The organism is Sphaerimonospora cavernae (assembly GCF_042435035.1).
Lineage (GTDB): Bacteria > Actinomycetota > Actinomycetes > Streptosporangiales > Streptosporangiaceae > Sphaerimonospora > Sphaerimonospora cavernae.
This window is the reverse complement of sequence record NZ_JBHMQT010000044.1, coordinates 84,279-107,682: the sequence shown is the minus strand read 5'-3', so window position 1 is coordinate 107,682 and position 23,404 is coordinate 84,279. Positions and strand designations below refer to the sequence as shown.

The following is a 23,404-nucleotide window of genomic DNA, read 5'->3' as shown; positions in this document are numbered from 1 at the left end:
CCTCAGCGCGTCGCCGACGAGTCACCCGAATGGGCGGCCCTGCGCCTGAGCGTCGCCACGCCACCCCACACGCCGACCAGCAGCATCAGACCACCCGAGCCGAGGAGCAGTCCCCCGGAGGAGGTCTGCTCCGGGGCCTCGCCGGTCTGCGCCCCACCCTTGGGCGTGACCTCCACCTGGGCGACGGTGGGCGTCGCGGTCATCGTCACCGTGGTCGTCGCGGTCGGACTGGGCGAGGCGGCGGCGGTGGCGGTGGCGGTGGCGGTGACGGTCACGGTGGGACGCGGACTGAACGAGGGCGTCCTCGCCGGGGTGCTCCCACCCGGGGTCTCCCCGCCGGGGGTGTTCCCGCCGGGGGTGTTCCCGCCAGGGGTCCCACCCGGGGTGTTCGAAGGGCCGTCCGAACCAGAAGGACTGGTCGACGGGCCAGCGGTCGAATTCCCGCCGCCGATGACGACCCTGATGGCTGTGGGCTTCTTCACCGGCTTGCACGTCGCCTGGAACTGCTTCGGCGGGTCGAGGAGCTGCTCCGTGACCGCCCTGAAACCGTCCACCATCATCCACTTGTTCTCAAGGTTCGTCACCTCGAGCGTGTGCGGGCCGTACGGCAGGCCGCGCATGCCCCACAGCGTGTGGTTTCCCTGGTTGACGACCACGACCGGGTTGCCGTCGGCGTCCTTGGACGCGTCGGCGGTCGCCGGAATGCCCGGCTTCCCGTCGATCTTGAAGTCCACCTCGCCGGCGCGGTGGTCCTGCTCGGTGATGAAGTCGACGCCCGTCCCCGTGAACTCGAACGTCGCCTTCGCGCCCTGCACCTCGGTCGCGTGTACGTCCTCGTGGATGTCGTGGAACTTGGGGTCACGGTCGTTGAAGTCGATCCAGTTCGCGTCGTAACTGATCTTCGAGAGGTCGTCGTCGTTGACGACCTTCTCTGAAGGCGGCGGGGTGAAGTCGATCAGGAGATCGCGAGGCTCGATCGCGAACACGCCCTCGTCCGTCGTGCTCACCGCGCCGGAGATCAGCTCGGGCAGGGCCAGAGGACCGCCGGCCTGCAGACGCTCCTGGTCCTTCGCGCCGAGCGAGTGCAGCTCGCCCTGCCACTTCTCGCCCAGGACGCCGACCTTACCCGTCGCCGAGAGACGGGCGCCGGGCTGGAACAGGCCGGGGGACAGAAACCTGGTGCCGTTCTCGTAGGCGATGTTCCATTTGACATCCAGCGGCTGCCCGACGGACAGCGCGGTCTGCACAGTGAGAGTGATCTTCAGGTCGACCGGGTTGGGCGCGACGCCCTTGGTACACCTGTAGGTGAGGTCGACCTGGGCCATCTCCGCCTGGGCTGAGGTCAGCGGAAGTGCGAGGAGCCCGCCTCCGATCACGCTCACGACCGCGGCGGCGAGCACACCACGCCGCCCCGCTTTCCACCGAACCACCGCACACTCCGATCGCGAGGGCCGCCCAGACAGGCGAAAGCAAGTAAATCGAAGGTAGATCTTACGGGCTGGGTCAAGACCCGTACGGGTGAATGCGTCGATGGTGGCGGATTTGTAATCACCTGGCCCGATTTGGAGCAAGGAGCCCGCCTCGACCGACCGACGAGTAACAGAATTGTATTCTGGCCAGGTCGACCAGTCCCCGAGCAGTCCAATCCCCCAGCAGTGCAGTCCCCGAGCCGGAGGCGTACCAGATGCGGCGAGACCTCTTCGACGAGGAGCACCTGCTCTTCCGCGAGACCGTTCGCGATTTCATCGCCCGCGAAGTGACCCGGCGTCACGGTCAGTGGGAGAAGGACGGCATCGTCCCCCGCGAGGTGTGGAAGAAGGCCGGCGAGCTGGGCATGTTCGGCTTCTCCGTCCCGGAGGCGTACGGCGGGGCCGGCATCACGGACTTCCGCTACAACGCGGTCATCGTCGAAGAGATCATCCGGGCCGGCGCGACGGGCCTCGGCTTCTCGCTGCACAACGACGTCATGGCTCCCTACTTCGTGGACCTGACGAACGAGGAGCAGAAGGGGCGCTGGCTGCCCGGGTTCGCCTCCGGCGAGCTGATCACGGCGGTCGCGATGACCGAGCCGGGGGCCGGCAGCGACCTGCAGGGCATCCGTACGACAGCCGTACACGAGGGCGACCACTACGTGGTCAACGGGCAGAAGACGTTCATCACCAACGGCATCAACTCCGACCTGGTCGTGGTCGTCGCCAGGACCGACCCCGCGGCGGGCGCCCGCGGCATCACGTTGCTGGTGGTCGAGCGCGGGATGGCGGGCTTCACCCGCGGGCGCAACCTCGAGAAGATCGGCATGCACGCCCAGGACACCGCCGAGCTGTTCTTCGAGAACGTCCGCGTTCCGGTCGCCAACCGCCTCGGCGACGAGGACGGCCGGGGCTTCGTCCAGTTGATGAACAATCTGCCGCAGGAACGTCTGTCGATCGCGGTCGCGGCGGTGGCGGCCGCCGAGAGCGTGCTGGAGACGACCATCGAATACTGCCGGAGCCGCAAGGCGTTCGGCAGGAGCATCGGTCAGTTCCAGAACACCCGGTTCCTGCTGGCCGAGCTGGCCACCGAGGTGGAGATCGCGCGGCACTATGTGGACAAGTGCGTGCTCGCCCTCAACGCGCGTGAGCTCACGGTCGTGGACGCCGCCAAGGCCAAGTGGTGGACGACCGAGTTGCAGAACAGGGTGATCGACCGCTGCCTCCAACTTCACGGAGGGTACGGCTACATGCTCGAATATCCGGTGGCCAGGGCCTGGCTGGACAGCCGGGTCCAGACCATCTACGGCGGCACGACCGAGATCATGAAGGAGATCATCGGGCGCTCCTTCGACCTCTGAGCTCTAACTCTCCCTACGGCACAGCAGACGGTCGAGCGCCCGGCCGAGCCCCTCGGGTCCACCGTCCGGCGCTGTCGCGGACGCGCCGGCGGTACGCCAGCCCACGAACCCGTCGGGACGCACCAGCATGGCGCCCCCGGGCGGGATCGCGGGCAGGTCCACCGCGTGGGCGTTCAGGCCGAGCCGGTCCGCCTCCTCCAGCCAGGGCGACCCGTCCGGCGTGGTCAGGACCGTGAAGCGGCAGCGGATCAGGTCGAGCGTGGAGACCCCGTCGGCCACCCAGGCGTGCGGGACGCGTGAGCCCGGCGACCCGTCGAGGTCGAGGGCGACGTCCTCCGCGGAGGGAAGCTCGGGAACCGGGTCGATCACGGCTGCCGACGCGTAGCGATACCCGAGGTCGACGATCGGGGCGTTGACGGCACCCACCCGCGCCCGGGCCTCGGCCTGTGCCGGACTGCGGTCCCAGTGCAGGGCGGGGTCGGTCAGGCGCAGCAGGGCCTGCTCCATCGCGAGCACCGCCACGGGACGCCGCTCCGTGCCGTACGTCTCGAGCAGCGCGGGGCCGGCCTCGCCGCGGAGCACCGAGGCGAGCTTCCAGGCGAGATTGTGCGCGTCGGCGATCCCGGTGTTCATGCCGAAGGCGCCCAGTGGCGGAACTGTGTGCGCGGCGTCGCCCGCCAGGAACACCCGTCCGTCCCTGAACCTGTCCGCGACCTGGGCCCGAACCCGCCAGACCAGCGTGCTGACGATCTCCACCTGGAGGTCCGGCACGCCGAGGGCGGTGCGGATCAGGTCGGGCGTCGGCTCCCGGTCCAGCCCGATGTGGAAGACCCATTCCTTCTCGCCGTCGATCATGATGAGCGTGCCCGGCGCCTCCGGGTTGGTGATCCTGCACACCGCGAAGCGCCGTCCACGGATGAGTCCGCCCAGGTCGGCCCGGAACAGGACGTTCTGGATGGGCTCCCCCAGCGTCCCCGGGCCGGACAGTCCGATCCCCAACGCGGTTCTGACCTCACTGCGAGCCCCGTCGGCCGCCACCAGGTAGCGGGCGCGCACCCTCTCCCCCGTCGACAGAACGGCCGTGACTCCCTCTCCGTCCTGCTCGAACGACACCAACCCGGTGCCGTACGACACAGTCGCGCCACGCTCTCGCGCCGCAGCCAGCAGAACGACATCGAGCCGGTTCTGGGGGCAGGTGCCGCGCAGCGCCGCGGGCGTGTAGGGGAAGGGCGAGCGACCATGCCCGGACGGCGCAAGAGAGGGCGGCCTGGAAGAGGACGGCGCAGCGGACGGCCATGAGGCAGGTTCGGACGGGTCCGCCGCGGCCAGAGTGTCGACGGTGATCATGCCGAGGCCGCCCTCCCGCAGGTCGATCGCCACGGAGTCCACCACGTCGGCCAGGCCCACCTCGCGCAGCAGTTCCACGGTGCGCTTGCCCACCCCGGTGGCTCGAGGGTGGACCTGTGGGCCATCCGCTCGCTCCACCACCTCGGCCCGCACCCCGTGGTGGGCCAGGAAGACCGCCGCGGCCAGGCCGACCGTCCCGCCGCCCACGATCAGCACCTCTGTCGAACGCATGACTCCCCTTCCGAAGACTCCCGAAGGCCTCTGGGAACACTGTTCCCGTTTAGGGAACAGTGTATCCACATGAGTACGATGTGCGCCATGGGTGCGGAGAGCTCACTTCCCGGCCAGGTGTGGAGCCGGGAGCGTCGGACGCCCCGGCGGCCGGCACTGACCGTCGAGCGGATCGTCGAGGTGTGCGTCGCGATCTCCGACGCGGAGGGCCTGGAGGCGCTGTCGATGCGCCGGGTCGCCGCCGACCTCGGCACAGGCACCACATCGCTCTACCGGCATGTGGCCGGCCGCGACGAGCTGATCGAGTTGATGATCGACGCCGTCCTGGGCGGGGACGCCGATCCACCGCTGACCGGCGACTGGCACGCGGACCTGGCGACGATGGCCCGCGGGCAGCGGGCCGCGCGCCTGAGTCACCCCTGGCTCTGCGCGGTCCTGGCGAGCCGTCCGGCGCTCGGCCCCAACTCGCTACGCAAGATGGAGCACGCGCTCGCCACGGCCGGGGAGCTCACCTCCGACATCACCCTGGCGGCTGACATCGTGGCCCTCATCGGCGACTACGTCGCCGGGGCCGTCTCCCGGGAGTTGTCCGAGCGAGAGGCACAGCGCCGTACGGGCCTCACCGAGGAGCAGTGGCGGTCGAGCATGGCCCCCTACATCCACAAGGTCGTCACGAGCGGTGCGTATCCCCAGTTCGCCCGGCGGGTCGTCGAGGCTCGCGACCGCTCCTTCGACGAACAGTTCGAGTGCGGCCTGGCCTGCCTGCTGCGGGGAATCGCCGCACGGGCAAGCGGCTGAGAGATATCCATTGCTCAGCGGACGTGCTGGCCCCAGATGGCGAGCATGGCGATGACGAACACGATCATCACGCCCGCGTAGCCCATGGTGCCCAGCCGGAAGAACCTGCGGACCCGGTTCAGCAGCCACGCGAACAGGAACGCCAGGAAGACAAGAAGGATGAGTCCGGGGTCCATGTGATCAGTATGCGGCCGTTTCCAGCCACACGCGCGGGTAATCGTCGGGACGCTCAGCGACCGCTCATGGGGATCTCGAACCAGACGGCCTTGCCCTCCCTGGTGGGCCGGGAACCCCAGCGCCGGGCGAGCTGATCGACGAGGTAGAGGCCGCGGCCGCCCTCGTCCGTCTCAGCGGCGCTGCGGATGCGGGGCAGGCGCAGATCCTGGTCGAACACCTCGACCCAGATCGAGTCCCGGCCGCAGCGCAGCCGGAGCGTGAACTCCTTCTCGCCGGCGATCTCCTCCTCGAAGCCCGGCACGTCCCAGGACTCGTCGAACGGCAGCGGGGGGCCTTCGAGCACCAGCTCACGGCGTGGCACGCCGGCGCCGGCGGCGTGCAGCACGACGTTGGTCACGACCTCGGAGACCAGCAGGCAGGCCAGGTCGGCCCGCTCTTCGGGCACTCGCCAGCGCTCGAACGCCTCGGACGCCATCCGCCTGGCCTCCCCCACCATGATCGGCTGAGCGGGGAACGTGTGCTCCTGCAGCTCCAGCTCCGCTCCGACCGATCTGACCACGAGGATCGCCATGTCGTCGTCGATCTCACCGGGCACGGCGACGATCGCCGCGTCCGCGATGCGCTCGACCGACTCGATGGAGACCTTGGCGAGCGCCTCCCGGAGCATCCGCAGCGCCTCGTCATCCTCAGGCTCCTCGAAGGCGGGCCCCGTGAAGTCACGGAGGGGCCGGCGGTCGACGAGGCCGTCGGTGTAGAGGAGCAGGGTCGCGCCGGGGGGCAGCGTCAGCGTCTCCTCCTTGTAGACGAGATCGGCGTGCACGCCCTTGGCCCGGACGCCGAGCGGCTGACCCACCTCGGTGATGTCCAACTCCGTCACCTTGCCGTCGACGATGAGCAGCGGCGGCGCGTGACCGGCGTTGGCGAAGGAGAGCTGCCGCGACCACGCGTCGTACACGAGGTACTGACAGGTGACGATCGGCGGATTGGTGATGTCGGCGCCGAAGTCGTCGCGCTCGGGCGCGGCCACTACGCGGGTCCACTCGTCGAGCCGGGCGAGGATGTCGGCGGGCGGTTTGTCGTCCTGGGCGAAGGCCCGCAACGCGGCCCTGAGCTGGCCCATGACCGCCGCCGCCTTGGCCCCCCGCCCCTCCACGTCTCCGATCACGATGCCGACCCGGCCGGCCGACAGCGGAATCACGTCGTACCAGTCGCCGCCCACCTGGGTCTGGATGCCCTGGCCGTGCGAGGCGAGCGGGGCGGCCGGGAAGTAGCGGTGGGCTATCTCCAGCCCGTCGAACGAGGGGAGATCACGCGGCAGCAGGTGCTTCTGGAAGGACTCCGCCGTGTGCCGTTCCTCCTCGAACAGCAGCGCGTTGTCCACGGCGAGCGCGACCCGGGTGGCGACCGCGCCCATGAAGTCCCGATCGAAGGTGTCGTAGTGCGGGGAGTGCCGCTCGGTGAGGTTGGACAGCCCGAGGTACATCAGGCCCAGCGTCTCGCCGCGCACGCACAGCGGTGCGACGATCGCCGAGGTCATCCCGACCTGCGCGAAGAGCCGGGCCGAGCCCTCACTCGGCATCGGATAGCTCACCTGGGAGAAGTCCTCGACGAGGATGGTCTCCTGACGTCGCAGCGCGGTGTCGGCGTAGTGGCCGAGCGGATATTTGATCTCCGCGCCGACCGGCAACCAGGTGCCGGGCGGCGGCGTCCAGCCGTGCACGTGCTTGGACACCTTGCGTACGAGCCGCTCGCCCTGGACCAACTCGATGAAGCAATGGTCGGCGAACTGGGGGACCAGCATGTCGGCGACCCGGTTGAGCGTCTCCTCGACGTACAGGGAACCGGCGAGCCGCTCGCCGATGCGCTCCAGCAGACCGAACCGGTCCTTCTCCCGCTCGTTGCCGCGCATCGCCTCGCGTGCGGTGATCACGATGCCGCTGATCGGCCCGGACGGGTGCCGCAGCGGTACGGCCTGGGCCCGTACGTAGACCATCGTGCCGTCGGCGCGGACGACGTCGAACGTGCCCTCCCACACACCGCCGCGCAGCACGTGCCTGGCCAGGTCGACGGCGTGCGGGTGGTCCTTCTCCATGATGCCGAGGGACACCAGGGGTTCCTTGCCCGACGGCGCCCCTGCCCTGCCGAACAGTCGTTCCGCGAACGGATTCCAGTAGAGGACGTTACTGAAACGATCGGTGACGACCACCGCCATCTCAGCCTGGTCGAGCACCGATCCGGCCGTCAGATGGTCGGCCGCCTCCTTAGACAGGTCTCCCCAACGTTTCATCCCGCGACCACCCCCCGGGGACGCGTGTTCGCCATGCCTGCCACGTGCGCTCCTGCAGGGGTCGCTGATGTCATGAGGGACCGCTGGGTCTGGGAGAGGAGAAGGAGGAGAGACTTCCTGTCCAGATTCAACCAGGCACAACTCTTTCCGTCATCGTCTGGTGACGAAAACGTGCGCGGCGACGTCCCGCGGTAGGTCCACGGCCATGCCGCCCGCTTCACCATCACCCGTCACCCGCACACCGTCGTCGCTAGCCGCGAGCGTCACCTCGCGTCCGGGTTGTATCCCAACTTGCTTGAGTTTAAGCATCACGGCGGGGTCGCTTTGCACTTGTTCGCTGATTCGCCGCACTACAACGGGGATCGAGCCCACCCCGGCGACGGTCGCCATGGACGAGACCGCCTCATCTCCGGTCATAGTGGACTGCGACACCCCCAGTTCGGCGAGCCCCGGGATGGGGTTGCCGTGCGGGCAGGACTGAGGGTTGCCGAGCAGGTCGACGATCCTGCTTTCCACCGCCTCCGACATCACGTGCTCCCAGCGGCACGCCTCGACGTGGACCTCTTCCCAGGGCAGGCCGATCACCTGGGTCAGCAGGCATTCGGCCAGCCGGTGCTTGCGCATGACCCTGATCGCGAGCCGCCGCCCGAGCTCGGTCATCGTGAGGTGCCGATCCCCCTGCACCTTCACGAGACCGTCGCGCTCCATCCTCGCGACCGTCTGGCTGACCGTAGGCCCACTCTGCTGCAGCCGTTCGGCGATCCGGGCGCGCAGCGGCACGACGCCCTCTTCTTCGAGCTCGAAGATCGTACGAAGATACATCTCCGTCGTATCGATCAGGCCGTGTGCGGTCAAGGCTCCTCCAGTCCTTGTAAATCGATGCTACGACCTCCCGCGCGTTCGCAGCCGACCTTATTGGGGAAGCGTGTCAGGATGGGAAACATCGGTGCGGAACGATTCCTTCCGGCCGGGCTGAGCCTGCCCGCACTCGCCGACGCGGCACGGCCTACGCCGGGTTCCTCGCCGATCTGCGGGCCGCCGCCACGATCTCGTTATCTCAGTCCGGATCTCTGCCGCGTTGCCGAAGAGCGGGACGGCTCTCAGAGCGGCTCTCGAAGCGGCCCTCGAAGCGGCCCTCAAAGCGGCTCGCAGCGGCTCTCAGGGAGCGAGGCGTTCGCGGGTCCAGCCGTCTCGCGCGCCGACGCCGCCGGTCAGCCGGTAGCGGATGCGGTCGTGCATGCGGTCGGTCTGCCCCTGCCAGAACTCGACCTCCGAGGGCACCACCCGGAAACCTCCCCAGAAGTCCGGCACCGGCGGATCCTCCGGCCACCGTCCGGCGAGCTCCCGGTAACGCACGTCCAGCGCCTCACGCGACTCCACCACCGCTGACTGCCGCGAAGCCCAGGCGCCGATGCGGGAGCCATACGGGCGAGAATGGAAATAGGCCGCGCTGTCCTCGCGCGGGAGCCGTACGGCGTGGCCCTCGACGCGGACCTGCCGCCTGATCGGATGCCAGGGGAACAGCAGGCAGGCGAGCGGGTTCTCGGCGAGGTCGCGCCCCTTGCGGGACTCGTAGTTTGTGAAGAAGACGAAACCGCGCTCGTCGAAACCTTTGAGAAGGACGGTGCGGGCGGAGGGACGCCCCCCGGCCGAGCCGGTCGCGAGGATCATGGCGTTGGGCTCGGGCAGCCCGGCGGCGACGGCGTCGGCGAACCACAGCGTGAACTGCGTCACCGGGTCGTCGGCCATGTCCGATTCGAGCAGGGGCTCGCCCTCGTAGCTGTGCCGGAGCCCCGGCAGATGCGCGCTGTCCACGGAACGGTATTGTTGCGCGCTCAACGCATGCCCGGCGCATCGCCCCTACCAGGGAGAACTGCGTTCGGGAGGGGCGGCGGCACGGCAACGTGACCATGAGGGTTAAATTGACGCGCCGGTATCTCGACATCAAGGCTCTGGACTTCACAAGAGAGGGAGGCGGCCGAGAATGTCCGACTTCAAACCCGGGCTCGAAGGCGTGGTGGCGTTCGAGACCGAGATCGCGGAACCGGACAAAGAAGGGGGCGCCCTGCGTTATCGGGGCGTCGACATCGAAGATCTCGTGGGCAACGTACCCTTTGGCAACGTCTGGGGCCTGCTCGTCGACAACGAGTTCCTGCCGGGGCTGCCCCCGGCGGAGCCGTACCCCGTTCCCGTCCATTCCGGTGACATCCGCGTCGACGTACAGAGCGCGCTGGCGATGCTGGCGCCCACCTACGGCTTCCGGCCGCTGCTCGACATCGACGACGCCCAGGCGCGCGAAGATCTCGCCCGTGCCTCGGTGACCGCGCTGTCGTTCGTGGCGCAGTCGTCGCGCGGTCCCGGCCTGCCGATGGTGCCGCAGAAGCGCGTCGACGAGGCGGAGAGCATCGTCGAGCGCTTCATGATCCGCTGGCGCGGCGAGCCCGACCCCAAGCACGTCAAGGCCATCGACGCGTACTGGACCTCCGCGGCCGAGCACGGCATGAACGCCTCGACGTTCACCGCCCGGGTGATCGCCTCCACCGGTGCCGACGTGGCCGCCGCCCTGTCCGGCGCGGTCGGCGCGATGTCCGGCCCGCTGCACGGTGGCGCCCCCGCCCGCGTGCTGCACATGATCGAGGGCGTCGAGAAGGTGGGTGACGCCCGCAAGTACGTCCAGAGCGAGCTGGACAAGGGTCAGCGGCTCATGGGCTTCGGCCACCGGGTCTACCGGGCCGAGGACCCCCGCGCCCGGGTGCTGCGCCGTACCGCCAAGGAACTGGGTGCGCCGCGCTACGAGGTCGCGGCGGCTCTGGAGACTGCCGCGCTCGAAGAGTTGCACGCCCGCAAGCCGGACCGGGTGCTCGCGACGAACGTGGAGTACTGGGCCGCGGTCGTCCTCGACTTCGCGGAGGTCCCGTCCAACATGTTCACCTCGATGTTCACCTGTGCCCGCACCGCCGGCTGGGCCGCCCACATCCTGGAGCAGAAGCGCACGGGCAGGCTCGTCCGCCCCAGCGCCAACTATGTGGGCCCGCCGCAGCGCTCGATCGGCGACGTCCCCGGCGCCTCCGAGGTCATCGGCAAGCCCTGACTGACGTCACGACCTCGGGAGGGCCCGCGGCGACCGCCGCGGGCCCTGTTCGGCTTTTCCTCCGGCTTTCACCTGGGTCGATGTGATTTTCCGGACATTCGATCTCATCATCCGGACCTGCGGTCTGGACCACTGCCAGGGCTCACTACCCTGGAACACGTGGCTGACATCGTGATTCCCGCTGACATCAAGCCCGCCGACGGTCGCTTCGGCTGCGGGCCCTCGAAGGTACGTCCCGAGCAGCTCGCCGCTCTCGCCGATGCCGGAGCGAGCGTGATGGGGACGTCCCACCGCCAGAAGCCCGTCAAGAACCTCGTGGCCCGCGTCCGCGCCGGCCTCACCGACCTGTTCTCCCTCCCCGAGGGGTACGAGGTCGTGCTGGGCAACGGCGGCACCACGGCGTTCTGGGACATCGCGGCCTTCGGGCTGATCCGGGAGAAGTCGCAGCACCTGCACTTCGGGGAGTTCTCCGGCAAGTTCGCCACGGTGGCCAAGCAGGCCCCCTGGCTGGCCGACCCGACGGTCATCAAGTCCGACCCCGGCAGCCACCCGACGGCCGTGGCCGAGGACGGCGTGGACGTCTACGCGTTCACCCACAACGAGACCTCGACCGGCGTCGCGATGCCGATCCAGCGGCCGACCAACGCCGCCGACGACTCGCTCGTGCTCGTCGACGCCACCAGCGGCGCCGGCGGCCTGCCCGTCTCCGCGTCGGAGTTCGACGTCTACTACTTCGCGCCGCAGAAGAGCTTCGCCTCCGACGGCGGCCTGTGGATCGCGCTGTTCTCACCGAAGGCGCTGGCCCGGGTGACCGAGATCACCGAGAGCGGCCGTTTCGTCCCCGAGTTCTTCAGCCTGCCGACCGCGATCGACAACTCGGTCAAGGACCAGACCTACAACACTCCCGCGGTCGCCACGCTGTTCCTGCTCGCCGACCAGATCGAGTGGATGAACGCCCAGGGCGGTCTGGCCTGGACGACGGCCCGGACGGCCGACTCGGCCTCCCGGCTGTACACGTGGGCGGAGAAGACCTCCTACACCACGCCGTTCGTGGCCGACCCCGCACAGCGCTCCAACGTCGTCGGCACGATCGACTTCGCCGACGAGGTGGACGCGGCGGCGGTCGCCAAGGTGCTGCGCGCCAACGGCATCGTCGACACCGAGCCCTACCGCAAGCTCGGCCGCAACCAGCTCCGCATCGCGATGTTCCCGGCCGTCGACCCCGCCGACATCGAGGCGCTGACCGCCTGCGTCGACTACGTCGTCGACCGGCTCTGACCTCCCCCTCCGCCGCTCGAGCCGTACGGCACGGCCTCACGTGCCCGTGCCGTACGGCTTGGCGTAACCCGGCAGTTCGGCATCGCCGAACGCGCCGGGACCTTCAGGGAGGGGTCCGGGAGGGCTACTCCCCCGACCAGTTGGGGGCGCGCTTCTCGGCGAAGGCCGCCGCGCCCTCCATCGCGTCCTTCGAAGCGAAGATCGGACCGGTGATCTCGCTCTGCTTCGCGAACATCTCCTCCTGTGACCAGTCGGCCGACTCGATGACGACCCGCTTGGTCGCGGCGAGGGCCAGCGGCGCGTTCGCCGCGATCTTGCGGGCCAGCTCCAGCGCCCCGGCCAGCGCCTCGCCCGCGGGTGTCACGCGGTTGACCAGCCCCAGCTCGTAGAGCCGGGACGTGGGATAGAAGTCGCCGGTCAGCGCGATCTCCATCGCCACGTGGTACGGAATCCGGCGCGGCAGCCTCATGACCCCGCCCGCGGCGGCGACCAGACCGCGCTTGGGCTCGGGCAGGCCGAACTTCGCCTCCTCCGACGCGACGATGACGTCGCAGGACAGGGCGATCTCGAAACCGCCCGCCAGGGCGTACCCCTCGACCGCCGCGACCATCGGCTTGCGCGCCGACCTCTCGGTGATCCCGCCGAAGCCGCGCCCCTCGACGACCGGGAAGTCTCCGCCGAGGAAGGCCTTCAGGTCCATACCGGCACAGAACGTGCCGCCCGCACCGGTGATGACGATCGCGGAGACATCCCGGCGCTCGTCCAGTTCGTCGAGGGCGGCGGCGATTCCGCGCGCCACCGCACCGTTGACCGCGTTCTTGGCCCGCGGCCGGTTGATGGTGACGACGGCCACGCCGCCATCGGCTTCTACCAGAACCTCGTCAGACATGAACACCTCCGCCGATCGGACTTGAGTGGTGTGGGCTCACTTCGGCTGGAAGCGGATGCCGCCGTCGAAGCGGATGACCTCGCCGTTCATGTAGTCGTTCTCGATCAGCGAGCGGACCAGGTGGGCGAACTCCGCGGCGCTGCCCATCCGCTTGGGGAACACCACGGGGGCGGCGAGCTTGGCCTTGAACTCATCGGCGTTCTTGTCGCCGATCTTGCCGTAGATCGGGGTGTCGATGATGCCGGGCGCGATGGTCAGCACGCGGACCCCGATGGCCGCGAGGTCGCGTGCGGCCGGCACGGTCATGCCGATGATGCCGCCCTTGGAGGCCGAGTACGCCACCTGGCCGGTCTGGCCCTCGATGCCGGCGACCGAGGCGGTGTTGACGACCACGCCACGCGCACCGTCGGCGTCGGCCGGCTCGGTCCTGGCCATGGCGGCGGCGCCGACGCGCATGAGGTTGAAGGTGCCGATGAGGTTGACGTCGATCACCTTGCGGTACGACGCGAGGTCGTGCGGCGAACCGTCGCGGTTGACGGTCCGCTGCGCCCAGCCGATGCCCGCGCTGTTGACCACGGCGCGCAGCGGCTTGCCGGTGGCGACGGCCGCCTCCACGGCTGCCTGTACGGACGCCTCGTCGGACACGTCGGTCTGCGCGAAGACGCCGCCGAGCTCGTCGGCGATCGCCTTGCCGCGTTCGGCGTTCAGGTCCGCGATGACCACGGTCGCGCCGACCCGAGCCAGTTCACGTGCCGTGGCCTCGCCGAGGCCGCTGGCACCACCCGAGACGATTGCTGATGCTCCGTTCAGATCCATAGCCGGACCCTAACCCGACAACCGAATGAAGTTCTACTCGGGGTCGGGCAAAATCGCGGTCTCGACGTCCGGATACACCTTGATCCGCCGGTCGAGCCCGGTCGTCCGGAGGATGCGGGCCACGGGTGGCTGCGGCGCGGCGAGGGTGACGACGCCGCCCTCGCTGGTGGCCAGCCGCCACGCCTCGATCAGCACGCTGAGCCCGCTCGAGTCCATGAACGACAGATCCGTGAGGTCGAGAACGAGCGTCGGACCGTCATTCATGATGGCGTCGCGTACCTCGTCGCGCAGGAACGGGGCGGTAAAAAGATCCAGCTCCCCCTCCACCGCCACGACGACGACGGCATCGGAGAGCGGACGGCGTGCGAGCCGCAGCTTCATCGTCGTGTACCTCCTCAACGAGGCCCACTTTACTGGGGGATCACTCCTGAAGAGCGGGGACGGCGAAGCCGTACGGCAGTTCAAGTCGATGGGCGGCGAGCAGGCCGGCGTCGGCGAGCAGCGAGTGCGTCGCGCCGTCCGCCGCGATCACGCCGCCGGAGAGGATCAGCGAGCGCTCGCACAACTCCAGCGCGTACGGAAGATCATGCGTGACCATCAGCACGGTCACGTCCAGACTTTTCAGGATGTCGGCCAGCTCCCGGCGCGAAGCGGGATCGAGGTTGGACGACGGCTCGTCCAGCACGAGGATCTCCGGCTCCATCGCCAGCACGGTCGCGACCGCCACCCGCCGCCGCTGCCCGAAGGACAGGTGGTGCGGCGGCCGGTCGATCGCGTCCAGCATGCCGACCCGCGTCAGCGCGTCGCGCACCCGCCGATCGAGTTCATCGCCCCGCAGGCCGAGATTGGCGGGACCGAACGCGACGTCGTCCCGGACCGTCGGCATGAAAAGCTGATCATCGGGATCCTGGAACACCAGGCCGACGCGGCGGCGGATCTCCAGGAGCGTGTCCTTGCGCACCGGCAGCCCGGCCACCTCGACCGTGCCGTGCCCCGCGGTCAGGATGCCGTTGAGGTGCATGACGAGGGTGGTCTTCCCCGCGCCGTTCGGGCCGAGCAGCGCGACCCGCTCCCCCCGCCGGATCGTCAGGTCCACGCCGAACAGCGCCTGCGTCCCGTCCGGGTACGCGTACGCCAGCCGGCTGACCCTCAGCGACGGCGGCGCGTCCACACCCGTCATGCGAGGGCCCGTCATGCGATGCTCCAGGAGAGTACGGCTGTCGCGGCGGCGAGGCAGGGCAGGATGACGGCCATACCCCAGTCTCGCCCAGACGCCGACAAATCCCGAATTACTGGCATTTCTCCGGCGTAGCCCCGGCTCAGCATGGCGAGATGCACCCGCTCCCCGCGCTCGTACGACCTGATGAACAGCGCACCCGCCGATCTGGCCAGCACCGGGGCCTGGCGGATGTCCCTGGCCACGAACGCCCGCGACTCCCTGGCGATCCGCATCCGGCGCATCTGGTCGAGGATCACGTCCATGTAGCGCAGCATGAACGCCGCGATCTGCACGAGCAGCCGCGGCAGGCGGAGCCGCTCCGCGCCCAGGAGCATCGTCCGGGGCTCCGTGGTCGCCGCGAGCAGGATGGAGGCGACCACTCCGAGGCTCGCCTTGGCCAGGATGTTCCACGCCGCCCACATACCCGGAACGCTGAGCGACATCCCCAGCACCTCGGCCCGCTCACCCGTGCCGATGATCGGGATCGCCACGGCGAACAGCACGAACGGCACCTCGATGACCATGCGGCGCAGGATGAACCCCGCGGGCACCCGCGCCGCCACCGCCACGGCCGCCAGCAGCAGCGCGTAGACCCCGAAGGCCCAGAAGCGCTCACGCGGCGTCGCCACCACGGCCACCGCGAAGGCCGCCACCGCCACCAGCTTGCACTGCGGCGGCAGCCGGTGGACGGGCGTGTCGCCCGCCCGGTAGAGCTGGTGGTGATGCCCGGCGCTCACTGACGTCCCACAATCACACCGCGGCCTTGTGCCGCTGCCGCCGCCGTACCGTGTAGAAGACGGCGCCGCCGGCGAGAACGGTGATGGCGACCCCGGCCACCCCGGCCAGGCCGCCGGACAGGCGTTCGTTGTCGATTCCCTTGACGCCGTAGTCGGCCAGCGGCGCGTCGCTCAGGCCGTGATCCTGCTCGTGCGCGTTCAGCCCCTTGTCGGCGGCCACCTTCTCCAGGCCGTCAGGGGAGCTGGAGGCGTAGAAGGACACCACACCGGCGAGCAGGATGGCCACGAGGCCACCACCGATGAACAGCGGACGGAGGCGACCGGCGGAGGGGGCTGCGGAGGGGGCGGCGGTCGGCTCGGGGGCCTCGGTGACGGGGATCTCGGTGACCGGGACCTCGCCACCCTCAGCCGTGCGCAGCACCAGGCGCCGGGCCAGGCCGCGCGCGCCGTACACCAGGTCGGGCCGGACCGCCAGCACGCTGCTCACGGTGAGCGCGGTGATCAGCCCCTCCCCGATTCCGATCAGTACGTGCACGCCGCCCATCGCGGCGGCCACCGAGGCGATGTCGATGGGCGCGGTGCCACCGATCCAGAACAGCAACGTGAACACGAGCGCCGAGGCCGGCACGGACACCAGTGCGGCCACGAACGACGCGGCCACGATGGCGGCACGGCTGCCCGGCACGCTACGCGTGATCAGCCGGAAGACCGCCCAGCCGACGATCGTCGTCACGATCGCCATGAGGGTGATGTTGATCCCCAGCGCGGTCAGGCCGCCGTCGGCGAAGAAGAACCCCTGGACGAGCAGGACCACGGACACACACAGGACCGCTGTGTACGGCCCGACGAGTATCGCCGCCAGCGCCCCGCCCAGCAGGTGCCCGCTGGTCCCGGCCGCCACGGGGAAGTTGAGCATCTGCACCGCGAAGATGAACGCGGCGACCAGACCGGCCATCGGCGCGGTCCGATCATCCAGCTCACGCCGGGCGCCGCGGAGGCAGACCCCCACCCCGGTCACGGCGACGGCACCGGCACCGACGGACACGGGGAGGTTGAAGAACCCATCGGGCACGTGCATGCCAAACCCCTTCAAAACGGGTAATTGCTTCGACTCTAAGGCAAGAGAGTGTAGTTGCAAACTACTTGCAACTAGTGATGTGCCCCATTAGTGACGCCGGAGACGGGGCATGGCGAGACCGGGGCCGACACGAAGGGCACGGAGACGGCGAAGCGCCCGCCGGAGCAACGTGAGCGGCGTGGCCGCGCGCACCGCGAGGCTGAGACGACGGTTGACCGCCGTCGCGTACGGCCTGGCCGTCCACCGCACCGGGCCGTGCCACCAGCGCAGCGGCCGCTCCAGCGCCTCCGGCCTGCCGACCTTCACCGGGAACCTGGCGGGCGGCCCGCCGACGTCGAGCTCGAGATGCGCGTCCCACGTCCCGGGACGCAGGCGTCCCGTCTCCGCCGCGAACGTCTGCGGCCCGGTCGCCCGCGCCGCCACACGCCGTTCCAGGCCCGAGGACCGCTCACGCCAGATCAGGTGCCGTACGGCTGCCGCCCCCGGCGTCTTGCCCACGTGCACGCGGCCCGCGACCCGCAGACGTCTGCCCACCCATTGGCTGCGCGTGAGCCGTACCGAGCCGGGGACCCGGACGACATGGCCGCCGACGTCGAGGGTGAGATGACCGTGGGCCCGGGTGAGGAACGGCACGACCACGACGCCGTCGGCGAACCGTGGGCCGGGGACGCACACGCCGGTGGCCCGCCTCCGCCCGAGCCTGGCCAGCCTGCGCGCACCCTCGCACTCGACGGCCGCGTACACGTCCCACACGCCCGCGGGGAGCGAGGCCGCCTCGATCACGGCACTGAACACGTCGGCCACCCGCGTGACCGGGGGGCGACGCTCCTCCAGCGAGGTCCGCTCGCGCAGCACGACACCCGGCTGCCCGTCGAGGCCGCCGAGCGAGACGCGTCCGGAGATCGTCAACCGTCCGCCCTGCCACTCCACGCCGGTCAGGCGGTGCCGGAGGCGTGCCGTCTCCACGCGCGCGAGCCGTACGAGCCGGTCGAGATCGTGCAGCGAGCCGGCCCGGGCGCGGTCGGCTCCCTCCAGCCGGTCCCGCACTCCCCTGGTCAGCCAGTCCGCGCAGATGCCCGCCACCTCGTGCGCGATCTTCTCGCGCTCGGCCTCGCCCGCGGCCAGGAACGGTGCGCCGAGCTGGGCGAAGATGTCCAGGTGGAAATGGCGCAGGAGCAGATGATCGCGCAGCGGCCCCGGCGGAATGTGCCGTGCCATCAACGCGATGGGGGTACGGATCACCCGCAGCCAGGTGAGCGGGTCGGCGCCGGCCATCGGCCCCTGCCACCCGGACTCCACGTTGCCGGAGTCCACGTTGCCGGAGTCCAGATCGTCGGAGTCGGAGTCGTCGGCATCGAGGTCGTCGTGTTCCGCCTCGGCGGCGTCGAGGTCGGGACGGGCAGCATGAGGAAGCCGGTGATAACAGTCGTGATCGGCCACCACGGAGATCACTTGGGCATGACAGTACGCGTGGACCGAGAAGACCAGGTCCAAGGCGGCATCCGTGTCGGAATCCGCCGCCGAGCCCGCCCCCACGTCCACACCGGCATCCGCGCCCATGTCCGCGTCCAGGCGGAGCGCCTCGTCGAAGCGGATGCCGTGCCGTTCGAGCAGGCTGCGCCGGAACAGCTTGGCGCAGGACAGATCGTCGTAGACGGCGCTGCCGCGTAAGGCCACGCGCTCGGCGTTCTCGCGGTAGAGGGCGGCGGGCGGGCGGGGAACCGCCCGGCCATGGCGGACGACCTTACCCAGCACGATGTCGGAACCGTTCCGGTCGCCCATGGCGACCATCCGCCGCAGCGCCTCCACGCCGAGGCGGTCGGCCGGGTCGCAGAAGAAGACGTAGCGTCCGGTCGCCGCCGCCAGCCCCACGTTGCGCGCCCTGCCGCGCAGGCCCGTATGCCGCTGACGGATCACGGTGATCACGCGGGGGTGGTGGGTCGCGTAGAGCTCGAGGAGCCGACGCGTGCCGTCGCGGGAGCCGTCGTCCACCACGATGATCTCTGTGCTCACGCGCTGCACGAGGAGGGCGGTCAGGCAGTCGTCGAGGTGCGCACGGCAGTCGTACGCCGCCACCACGATGCTGACGTCGACCGCTCCATCACGCTCCGCATCCATCGTCAACCATTATGTGACGTGGACACGGCAAACCATCGACCATCCACCACGACCCGCCGGACGCTCTCTCTGACGCGGGGCGCCGCCGGCCGATCAGTCCCAGGGGCGTACGACCGGCGCGCCGCTGTTGACCTGCCGGGCGTTACGCAGTCGAGTGGTCATCAGGTCGTGAAAGCCGGCGAGCAGACGTGGGTTCGCGTCGATGGCCTTCTGTTGGTGGGCGGCATAGATGGCCTGGCGTTTCCCGTAATAGTTGGTCTCCAGGCGGCACCGATGGTCGTCCACCGCGGTTCGGATCTCCACCGGGGTCCCCTGCGGGGGAGGATCGTGGTCGTTCTTGGCGGTGATGGCCCAGCGAGGATCGGCTGTGGCTTCCTCGGGCTGAGAATAGGCATACCCGGCCTTGCGCATGCACTCGGCCCACGCCGCGCCGGCTCGGTGCAATCCCGGGTCCCGGTACGCGGACTCGGCCGCCCCGCTCTGAAGGTCGCCCAGTCGGTAGACGTCCGTCTTTCCGGGGGTCTCCTGACCGTCGAGACCCGACGCACCGGCGTTGAGGATTCCTTCGACCGCCCCGTCGCATCCTCCGACGGGGACCTTCTTGCCGCCTACGCGGGCGGTCTTGCCCACCATGACGCGGAACTCGTCGTCCGTGACCGCGAAGATGCCTCGATCGTCGTCTGCTGCGGATTGCCGGGTACGGCCGGGCGGTCCGGCATAGCCATACCGGTCGACCTGCAGGTCGCCAAGCCAATCGACAAGCCCATTTTGTGAATAAGAGGCTACATCGGGCACCTGGATCCGCAGGTCGTACCCGAACGCACGCATGCAGTCTTCGACCAGATCGGCGCGCGCCCGCGCTATCTCGACGTGCTGTGCGGCCGACACGTTGTAGGCGTCCATCGGGAGGACGAAGTCCTCGGCGGACGTGGGCACCGGCACCGGGGGCCCGCCCGTCTCGGCGCTCCCGCTGCTGAAAACAGTGGCCACACCCGCGGTCAGCACGCCCGCCACCAGGACGCCGATCGCAACGGCCGGAAAATGTCGGGGAGCCACGAATTGCCTCTTCCCACGTCGGTAAACCCGCTGTCAGGCGACGATCAGGGCCACGAGAGTATCCGATCGACCGAAATGTCGTCCCGACCGTAGGATCACCGCATCGGATTCGCCTGACAGGGGGAGCACGTCGTGAGCGGTGTCCACGTCCGGGACATGACCGAGCACGATATCCGGGCGGTGTCGACGCTCCGCGTCACCGGCTGGCAGACGGCGTACCGCGGGATCATTCCCGACGACTACCTGGACGGGCTCAGCGTCGAGGCCGACGCGGAACGGCGCGGGAGGCTGTTTCTACAGGACTCCCGCATCCAGAACCTCGTCGTTGAAGACGATCAGGGCGTGACAGGCTGGGGAGCTCTGGGCCCCTGCCGTGACGACGACGCCGCCGACACCGACGGCGAGATATACGCGCTGTACGTGGCCCCGGCGCGGATCGGCACAGGCGTCGGCCGCGCCCTCATGGCAGAACTGGTCGGACGGGCGGAAAAGTCGGGGTTCACCGCTCTCACCCTGTGGGTGCTGGCGGAGAACCACCGTGCCCGACGCTTCTACGAGCGCGCCGGATTCCGTTTCGACGGATCCCAGACCGAATGGCCCGTCGGAGGAATCTCCGTTCCGGAAGTCAGATACGCCCGAAGTCTCGAAAACCCTCTCTGAGTTCAGCTGCGGAGGTAGGAGGCGCCGTTGAGGTCGACGATCGTGCCGCTGGCCCACTCGGCGGCCGGGGAGGCGAGATACAGCACGGCCGCCGCGATCTCCTCGGGCCTGGCCACCCTCCCGAACGGGCTCTGCGTCCGGATCGCGTCGCCCCGCTCCCCCTTGAGATGCTCGGTCACCATGTCGGTCTCCACGAAACCGGGCGCCACGGTGGCCACGGCGATGCCCAGCGGGGCGAGGGCGATGGCGAGCGACTGGCCCATGGCGTTCATGCCGGCCTTGCCGGCGCCGTAGGCGGGACTGTCGGGCTCACCGCGGAAGGCGCCGCGTGACGAGACGTTGACGATCCTGCCGCCGCGGCCCATGTGCCGTACGGCATTCCAGGTGACGTTGGCGGGACCGATGAGGTTGACGTCCAGCGTCTCCCGCCACACGGCCTGCCACTCCTCGTACGTCACCTCGGTGATCGGGTGGTGGGCGAAGATCCCCGCGTTGTTGACCAGCACGTCGACGCCGTCGAGGGCGGCCGCGACCTCCTCGACCATCCGCCGCGCCTCGGCGGGATCGGCGACGTCGGCCCGTACGACCACGTGGCCGTCTCCGGGTAGCTCGGCCCGGAGCTGTTCGGCCAGGTCGGGGGAGTTTCGATGGTGGACGGCGACCCGGTCGCCCTGGGCGGCGAAGGCCAGCGCGATCGCCCGTCCGATGCCGCGGGATGCCCCCGTCACCAGCACTGCTCTTCCGCTCATCGGCAGAGGTTACCAGTTTGGCGATATTCCTCCCGATATCGTACTGAAATTCCCTCTTCCCACCGGCCTGATATCTCACGACACTGGTGAGCCATGAGCTTCGACATCGAACGCGTCCGCGCCCTTTATCCCGCGCTGTCCGACGGCTACGCCTGGCTGGACGCCGCAGCCGGCACCCAGGTGCCCCAGCCGGTGATCGACGCCATCGCCGCCGCCTACACCACGGGCATCGGCAACTCACACGGGGCGTTCCCGGCCAGCGCCCGGTCCGACGCCATCGTCGGGCAGGCCCGGCAGGCCGTCGCCGACCTCGTCGGCGGAGATGCCCGGGGCGTGGTCTTCGGCCCCAACATGACCACCCTGACCTATCGGTTCGCGTACGCGCTGTCCAAGGAGTGGGGACCCGACGACGAGATCGTGCTGTCCCGGCTCGACCACGACGCCAACGTACGCCCCTGGGTGCAGGCGGCGACCCGCGCCGGCGCGCGCGTCCGCTGGGCGTCCGTCGACGTGCCGAGCGGTGAACTGCCCGCCGAGCAGTACGACGAGCTCGTGACGGAACGCACCAGACTGGTCGCGGTCACCGCGGCGAGCAACATTCTGGGGACCATGCCCGACATTCCGCGGATCACCGAACGGGCCCACGCGGTGGGGGCGCTGACCTACGTGGACGGCGTTCACGCCACCCCGCACCTGCCGATCGACGTGGCCGCGCTCGGCGCCGACTTCTACGCGACCAGCTCCTACAAGTGGTCCGGCCCGCACATCGGATCGGTCATCGCCCGGCCGGAACTGCTGGAGCGACTCCAGCCCGACAAGCTGGCCTCCTCGCCGTCGGAGGTGCCCGACCGGTTCGAGACCGGCACCCTGCCCTTCGCCGACCTGGCCGGGGTCGCGGCTGCGGTCGATCACCTCGCCGATCTGGACCCGGACGCCACCGGAACCCGCCGGGAACGGCTGCTCGCCTCGATGGCGGCGGTCGAGGCGTACGAGCAGGCCGAGCTGGCCCACCTGCTCAAGGGCCTGTCGTCTCTGTCCCGTGTGCGGCTGGTCGGCTCGCCCGCCCGTCGCACCGCCACCGTGTATTTCAACGTCGCCGGACACTCGCCGCAGCGGGTCGCCGAGCACCTCGCCGCGCGCAAGGTCAACGTGTGGGACGGGCACTGCTACGCCTGGGAGCTGACGCGGGCGCTCGGCATCCGCGACGAGGGCTCCGCCGTACGGGCCGGGCTCGTCCACTACAACGACCGGTCCGACGTCGACCGGCTCCTCGATGCACTCGACGATCTGCCGCGAAACGGCGACGTCAACGGCGGGTAGCCCGGGACCCGTCACCGCGGCGGATCTTCCGTACCCAGCAGGAACGCCAGCACGGCTCTCGTGAACGCCTCGGGCTCGGCCTGATGGATGAGGTGTCCGGCGGGGATGGTGACGTGCCGGCTGTCGCGGATGCGGCGGGCCAGCTCGGCGACCCGCTCCTGCGGCATGGGGCTGGCCGGTCCGCCGCCCACGACGAGCGTGGGCGCGGTGATCTCCTGCAGTCGAGCCAGCCAGACCGGGTCGGGGTCGTCGATCTGCGCCCTGATGGCCGTCACCATCGCCCAGTCGTACGGCAGCGGCCCGTCCGGTCTGGCGGGAACGCGCCGCTCGCGCGGCATCGGGGCCCCGATGTCCTCCAGTGCCAGCCGGTTCACCCGCCCCGGGTGCTCCTCGGCCAGCAGGTAGGCCACCATCCCGCCCATCGAATGTCCGATCACGTCCACCTGGGCGAGCGACAGCGTGTCCAGGAACGCGAGGACGTCGTCCCGCATGAGTTCGAGGCCGTACTCCCCCGGCCAGTCGCTCCGGCCGTGGCCACGCAGGTCGAGGGCGTACACCCGTCGGTGCGCGGCGAAGGCGTCGATCACGCCGTTCCAGTCCGTCGAGTCCTCGCCCAGCGCGTGGAGCAGCACCAGCGGCGGGGCGTCGGCGGGGCCGTAGACGCGGTAGGCGAGCCGGATGCCGTTGACGACGACCCTCTGGTGATCAGCCATCTCCGCAGGA

22 protein-coding genes are annotated in these 23,404 nt (G+C 69.7%); 6 read left to right on the top strand and 16 right to left on the bottom strand.

Annotated features, from left to right (window positions below; all coding sequences use genetic code 11):
• Nucleotides 1-2: 2 nt before the first annotated feature.
• Nucleotides 3-1,430: a hypothetical protein gene (locus tag ACFHYQ_RS20500; RefSeq protein ID WP_394302763.1), complete on the bottom strand. Its 1,428-nt coding sequence runs from the start codon at nucleotides 1,428-1,430 to the stop codon at nucleotides 3-5.
• A gap of 254 nt (nucleotides 1,431-1,684) precedes the next feature.
• On the opposite strand from ACFHYQ_RS20500, the gene ACFHYQ_RS20495 reads away from it, so the two are divergent.
• A complete protein-coding gene (locus ACFHYQ_RS20495; RefSeq protein ID WP_394302762.1) occupies nucleotides 1,685-2,830 on the top strand; it encodes an acyl-CoA dehydrogenase family protein in 1,146 nt (381 codons plus the stop codon).
• A 3-nt stretch (nucleotides 2,831-2,833) separates the two neighbouring features.
• Here ACFHYQ_RS20495 and ACFHYQ_RS20490 read toward each other — a convergent pair whose 3' ends face one another.
• Entirely contained in the window at nucleotides 2,834-4,408 is a 1,575-nt protein-coding gene (locus ACFHYQ_RS20490; protein WP_394302761.1) for an FAD-dependent monooxygenase, read from the bottom strand.
• A gap of 87 nt (nucleotides 4,409-4,495) precedes the next feature.
• Between ACFHYQ_RS20490 and ACFHYQ_RS20485 the strand changes: the two genes are divergently transcribed.
• Entirely contained in the window at nucleotides 4,496-5,206 is a 711-nt protein-coding gene (locus ACFHYQ_RS20485) for a TetR/AcrR family transcriptional regulator C-terminal domain-containing protein (protein WP_394302760.1), read from the top strand.
• 14 nt (nucleotides 5,207-5,220) lie between these two features.
• Here ACFHYQ_RS20485 and ACFHYQ_RS20480 read toward each other — a convergent pair whose 3' ends face one another.
• From ACFHYQ_RS20480 to pdxH, 4 genes are all read right to left on the bottom strand, one after another.
• Nucleotides 5,221-5,382, bottom strand: a complete 162-nt coding sequence (locus ACFHYQ_RS20480) for a hypothetical protein (protein ID WP_394302759.1) — start codon at nucleotides 5,380-5,382, stop codon at nucleotides 5,221-5,223.
• 53 nt (nucleotides 5,383-5,435) lie between these two features.
• Nucleotides 5,436-7,670 (bottom strand): ATP-binding SpoIIE family protein phosphatase, encoded by a 2,235-nt coding sequence (locus ACFHYQ_RS20475; protein WP_394302758.1) that lies wholly within the window; start codon nucleotides 7,668-7,670, stop codon nucleotides 5,436-5,438.
• Nucleotides 7,671-7,820: 150 nt separating this feature from the next.
• Nucleotides 7,821-8,525: an iron-dependent transcriptional repressor DtxR gene (locus ACFHYQ_RS20470; RefSeq protein WP_394302757.1), complete on the bottom strand. Its 705-nt coding sequence runs from the start codon at nucleotides 8,523-8,525 to the stop codon at nucleotides 7,821-7,823.
• A 303-nt stretch (nucleotides 8,526-8,828) separates the two neighbouring features.
• Nucleotides 8,829-9,485 carry a pyridoxamine 5'-phosphate oxidase gene (gene pdxH, locus ACFHYQ_RS20465; RefSeq protein ID WP_239089497.1) on the bottom strand — a complete coding sequence of 219 codons (657 nt, stop codon included), beginning with the start codon at nucleotides 9,483-9,485 and terminating at the stop codon, nucleotides 8,829-8,831.
• Nucleotides 9,486-9,654: 169 nt separating this feature from the next.
• Between pdxH and ACFHYQ_RS20460 the strand changes: the two genes are divergently transcribed.
• Both ACFHYQ_RS20460 and serC read left to right on the top strand, forming a co-directional pair.
• Entirely contained in the window at nucleotides 9,655-10,761 is a 1,107-nt protein-coding gene (locus tag ACFHYQ_RS20460; RefSeq protein WP_394302756.1) for a citrate synthase 2, read from the top strand.
• Between the two features lie 159 nt (nucleotides 10,762-10,920).
• Nucleotides 10,921-12,039: a phosphoserine transaminase gene (serC, locus tag ACFHYQ_RS20455; protein WP_394302755.1), complete on the top strand. Its 1,119-nt coding sequence runs from the start codon at nucleotides 10,921-10,923 to the stop codon at nucleotides 12,037-12,039.
• A gap of 124 nt (nucleotides 12,040-12,163) precedes the next feature.
• Here the strand turns inward: serC and ACFHYQ_RS20450 are convergent, their stop codons facing one another.
• From ACFHYQ_RS20450 to ACFHYQ_RS20415, 8 genes are all read right to left on the bottom strand, one after another.
• Nucleotides 12,164-12,928, bottom strand: a complete 765-nt coding sequence (locus ACFHYQ_RS20450) for a crotonase/enoyl-CoA hydratase family protein (RefSeq protein ID WP_394302754.1) — start codon at nucleotides 12,926-12,928, stop codon at nucleotides 12,164-12,166.
• Nucleotides 12,929-12,964: 36 nt separating this feature from the next.
• Nucleotides 12,965-13,744 (bottom strand): SDR family NAD(P)-dependent oxidoreductase, encoded by a 780-nt coding sequence (locus tag ACFHYQ_RS20445; protein ID WP_394302753.1) that lies wholly within the window; start codon nucleotides 13,742-13,744, stop codon nucleotides 12,965-12,967.
• Nucleotides 13,745-13,777: 33 nt separating this feature from the next.
• Entirely contained in the window at nucleotides 13,778-14,125 is a 348-nt protein-coding gene (locus ACFHYQ_RS20440) for an STAS domain-containing protein (protein ID WP_204014426.1), read from the bottom strand.
• 40 nt (nucleotides 14,126-14,165) lie between these two features.
• On the bottom strand, nucleotides 14,166-14,939 hold the full coding sequence (locus ACFHYQ_RS20435) for an energy-coupling factor ABC transporter ATP-binding protein (RefSeq protein ID WP_394302752.1): 774 nt from the start codon (nucleotides 14,937-14,939) through the stop codon (nucleotides 14,166-14,168).
• Nucleotides 14,936-15,700, bottom strand: coding sequence for a cobalt ECF transporter T component CbiQ (gene cbiQ, locus ACFHYQ_RS20430; protein WP_394302751.1), 765 nt, complete (start codon nucleotides 15,698-15,700; stop codon nucleotides 14,936-14,938). The genes ACFHYQ_RS20435 and cbiQ overlap by 4 nt, the downstream gene beginning before the upstream one ends.
• Nucleotides 15,701-15,713: 13 nt before the next feature.
• Nucleotides 15,714-16,778 (bottom strand): energy-coupling factor ABC transporter permease, encoded by a 1,065-nt coding sequence (locus ACFHYQ_RS20425; RefSeq protein ID WP_394302750.1) that lies wholly within the window; start codon nucleotides 16,776-16,778, stop codon nucleotides 15,714-15,716.
• An 87-nt stretch (nucleotides 16,779-16,865) separates the two neighbouring features.
• Entirely contained in the window at nucleotides 16,866-18,896 is a 2,031-nt protein-coding gene (locus ACFHYQ_RS20420; protein WP_394302749.1) for a glycosyltransferase, read from the bottom strand.
• Nucleotides 18,897-18,989: 93 nt separating this feature from the next.
• Nucleotides 18,990-19,952: a hypothetical protein gene (locus ACFHYQ_RS20415; protein ID WP_394302748.1), complete on the bottom strand. Its 963-nt coding sequence runs from the start codon at nucleotides 19,950-19,952 to the stop codon at nucleotides 18,990-18,992.
• A 132-nt stretch (nucleotides 19,953-20,084) separates the two neighbouring features.
• Between ACFHYQ_RS20415 and ACFHYQ_RS20410 the strand changes: the two genes are divergently transcribed.
• Nucleotides 20,085-20,612, top strand: a complete 528-nt coding sequence (locus ACFHYQ_RS20410) for a GNAT family N-acetyltransferase (RefSeq protein WP_394302747.1) — start codon at nucleotides 20,085-20,087, stop codon at nucleotides 20,610-20,612.
• A gap of 2 nt (nucleotides 20,613-20,614) precedes the next feature.
• On the opposite strand, the gene ACFHYQ_RS20405 is transcribed toward ACFHYQ_RS20410, so the two are convergent.
• Nucleotides 20,615-21,361, bottom strand: coding sequence for an SDR family NAD(P)-dependent oxidoreductase (locus tag ACFHYQ_RS20405; RefSeq protein ID WP_394302746.1), 747 nt, complete (start codon nucleotides 21,359-21,361; stop codon nucleotides 20,615-20,617).
• Nucleotides 21,362-21,454: 93 nt separating this feature from the next.
• Between ACFHYQ_RS20405 and ACFHYQ_RS20400 the strand changes: the two genes are divergently transcribed.
• Nucleotides 21,455-22,681 (top strand): cysteine desulfurase-like protein, encoded by a 1,227-nt coding sequence (locus tag ACFHYQ_RS20400; protein ID WP_394302745.1) that lies wholly within the window; start codon nucleotides 21,455-21,457, stop codon nucleotides 22,679-22,681.
• 11 nt (nucleotides 22,682-22,692) lie between these two features.
• Here ACFHYQ_RS20400 and ACFHYQ_RS20395 read toward each other — a convergent pair whose 3' ends face one another.
• A complete protein-coding gene (locus ACFHYQ_RS20395) occupies nucleotides 22,693-23,394 on the bottom strand; it encodes an alpha/beta fold hydrolase (protein WP_394302744.1) in 702 nt (233 codons plus the stop codon).
• Nucleotides 23,395-23,404: the final 10 nt, after the last annotated feature.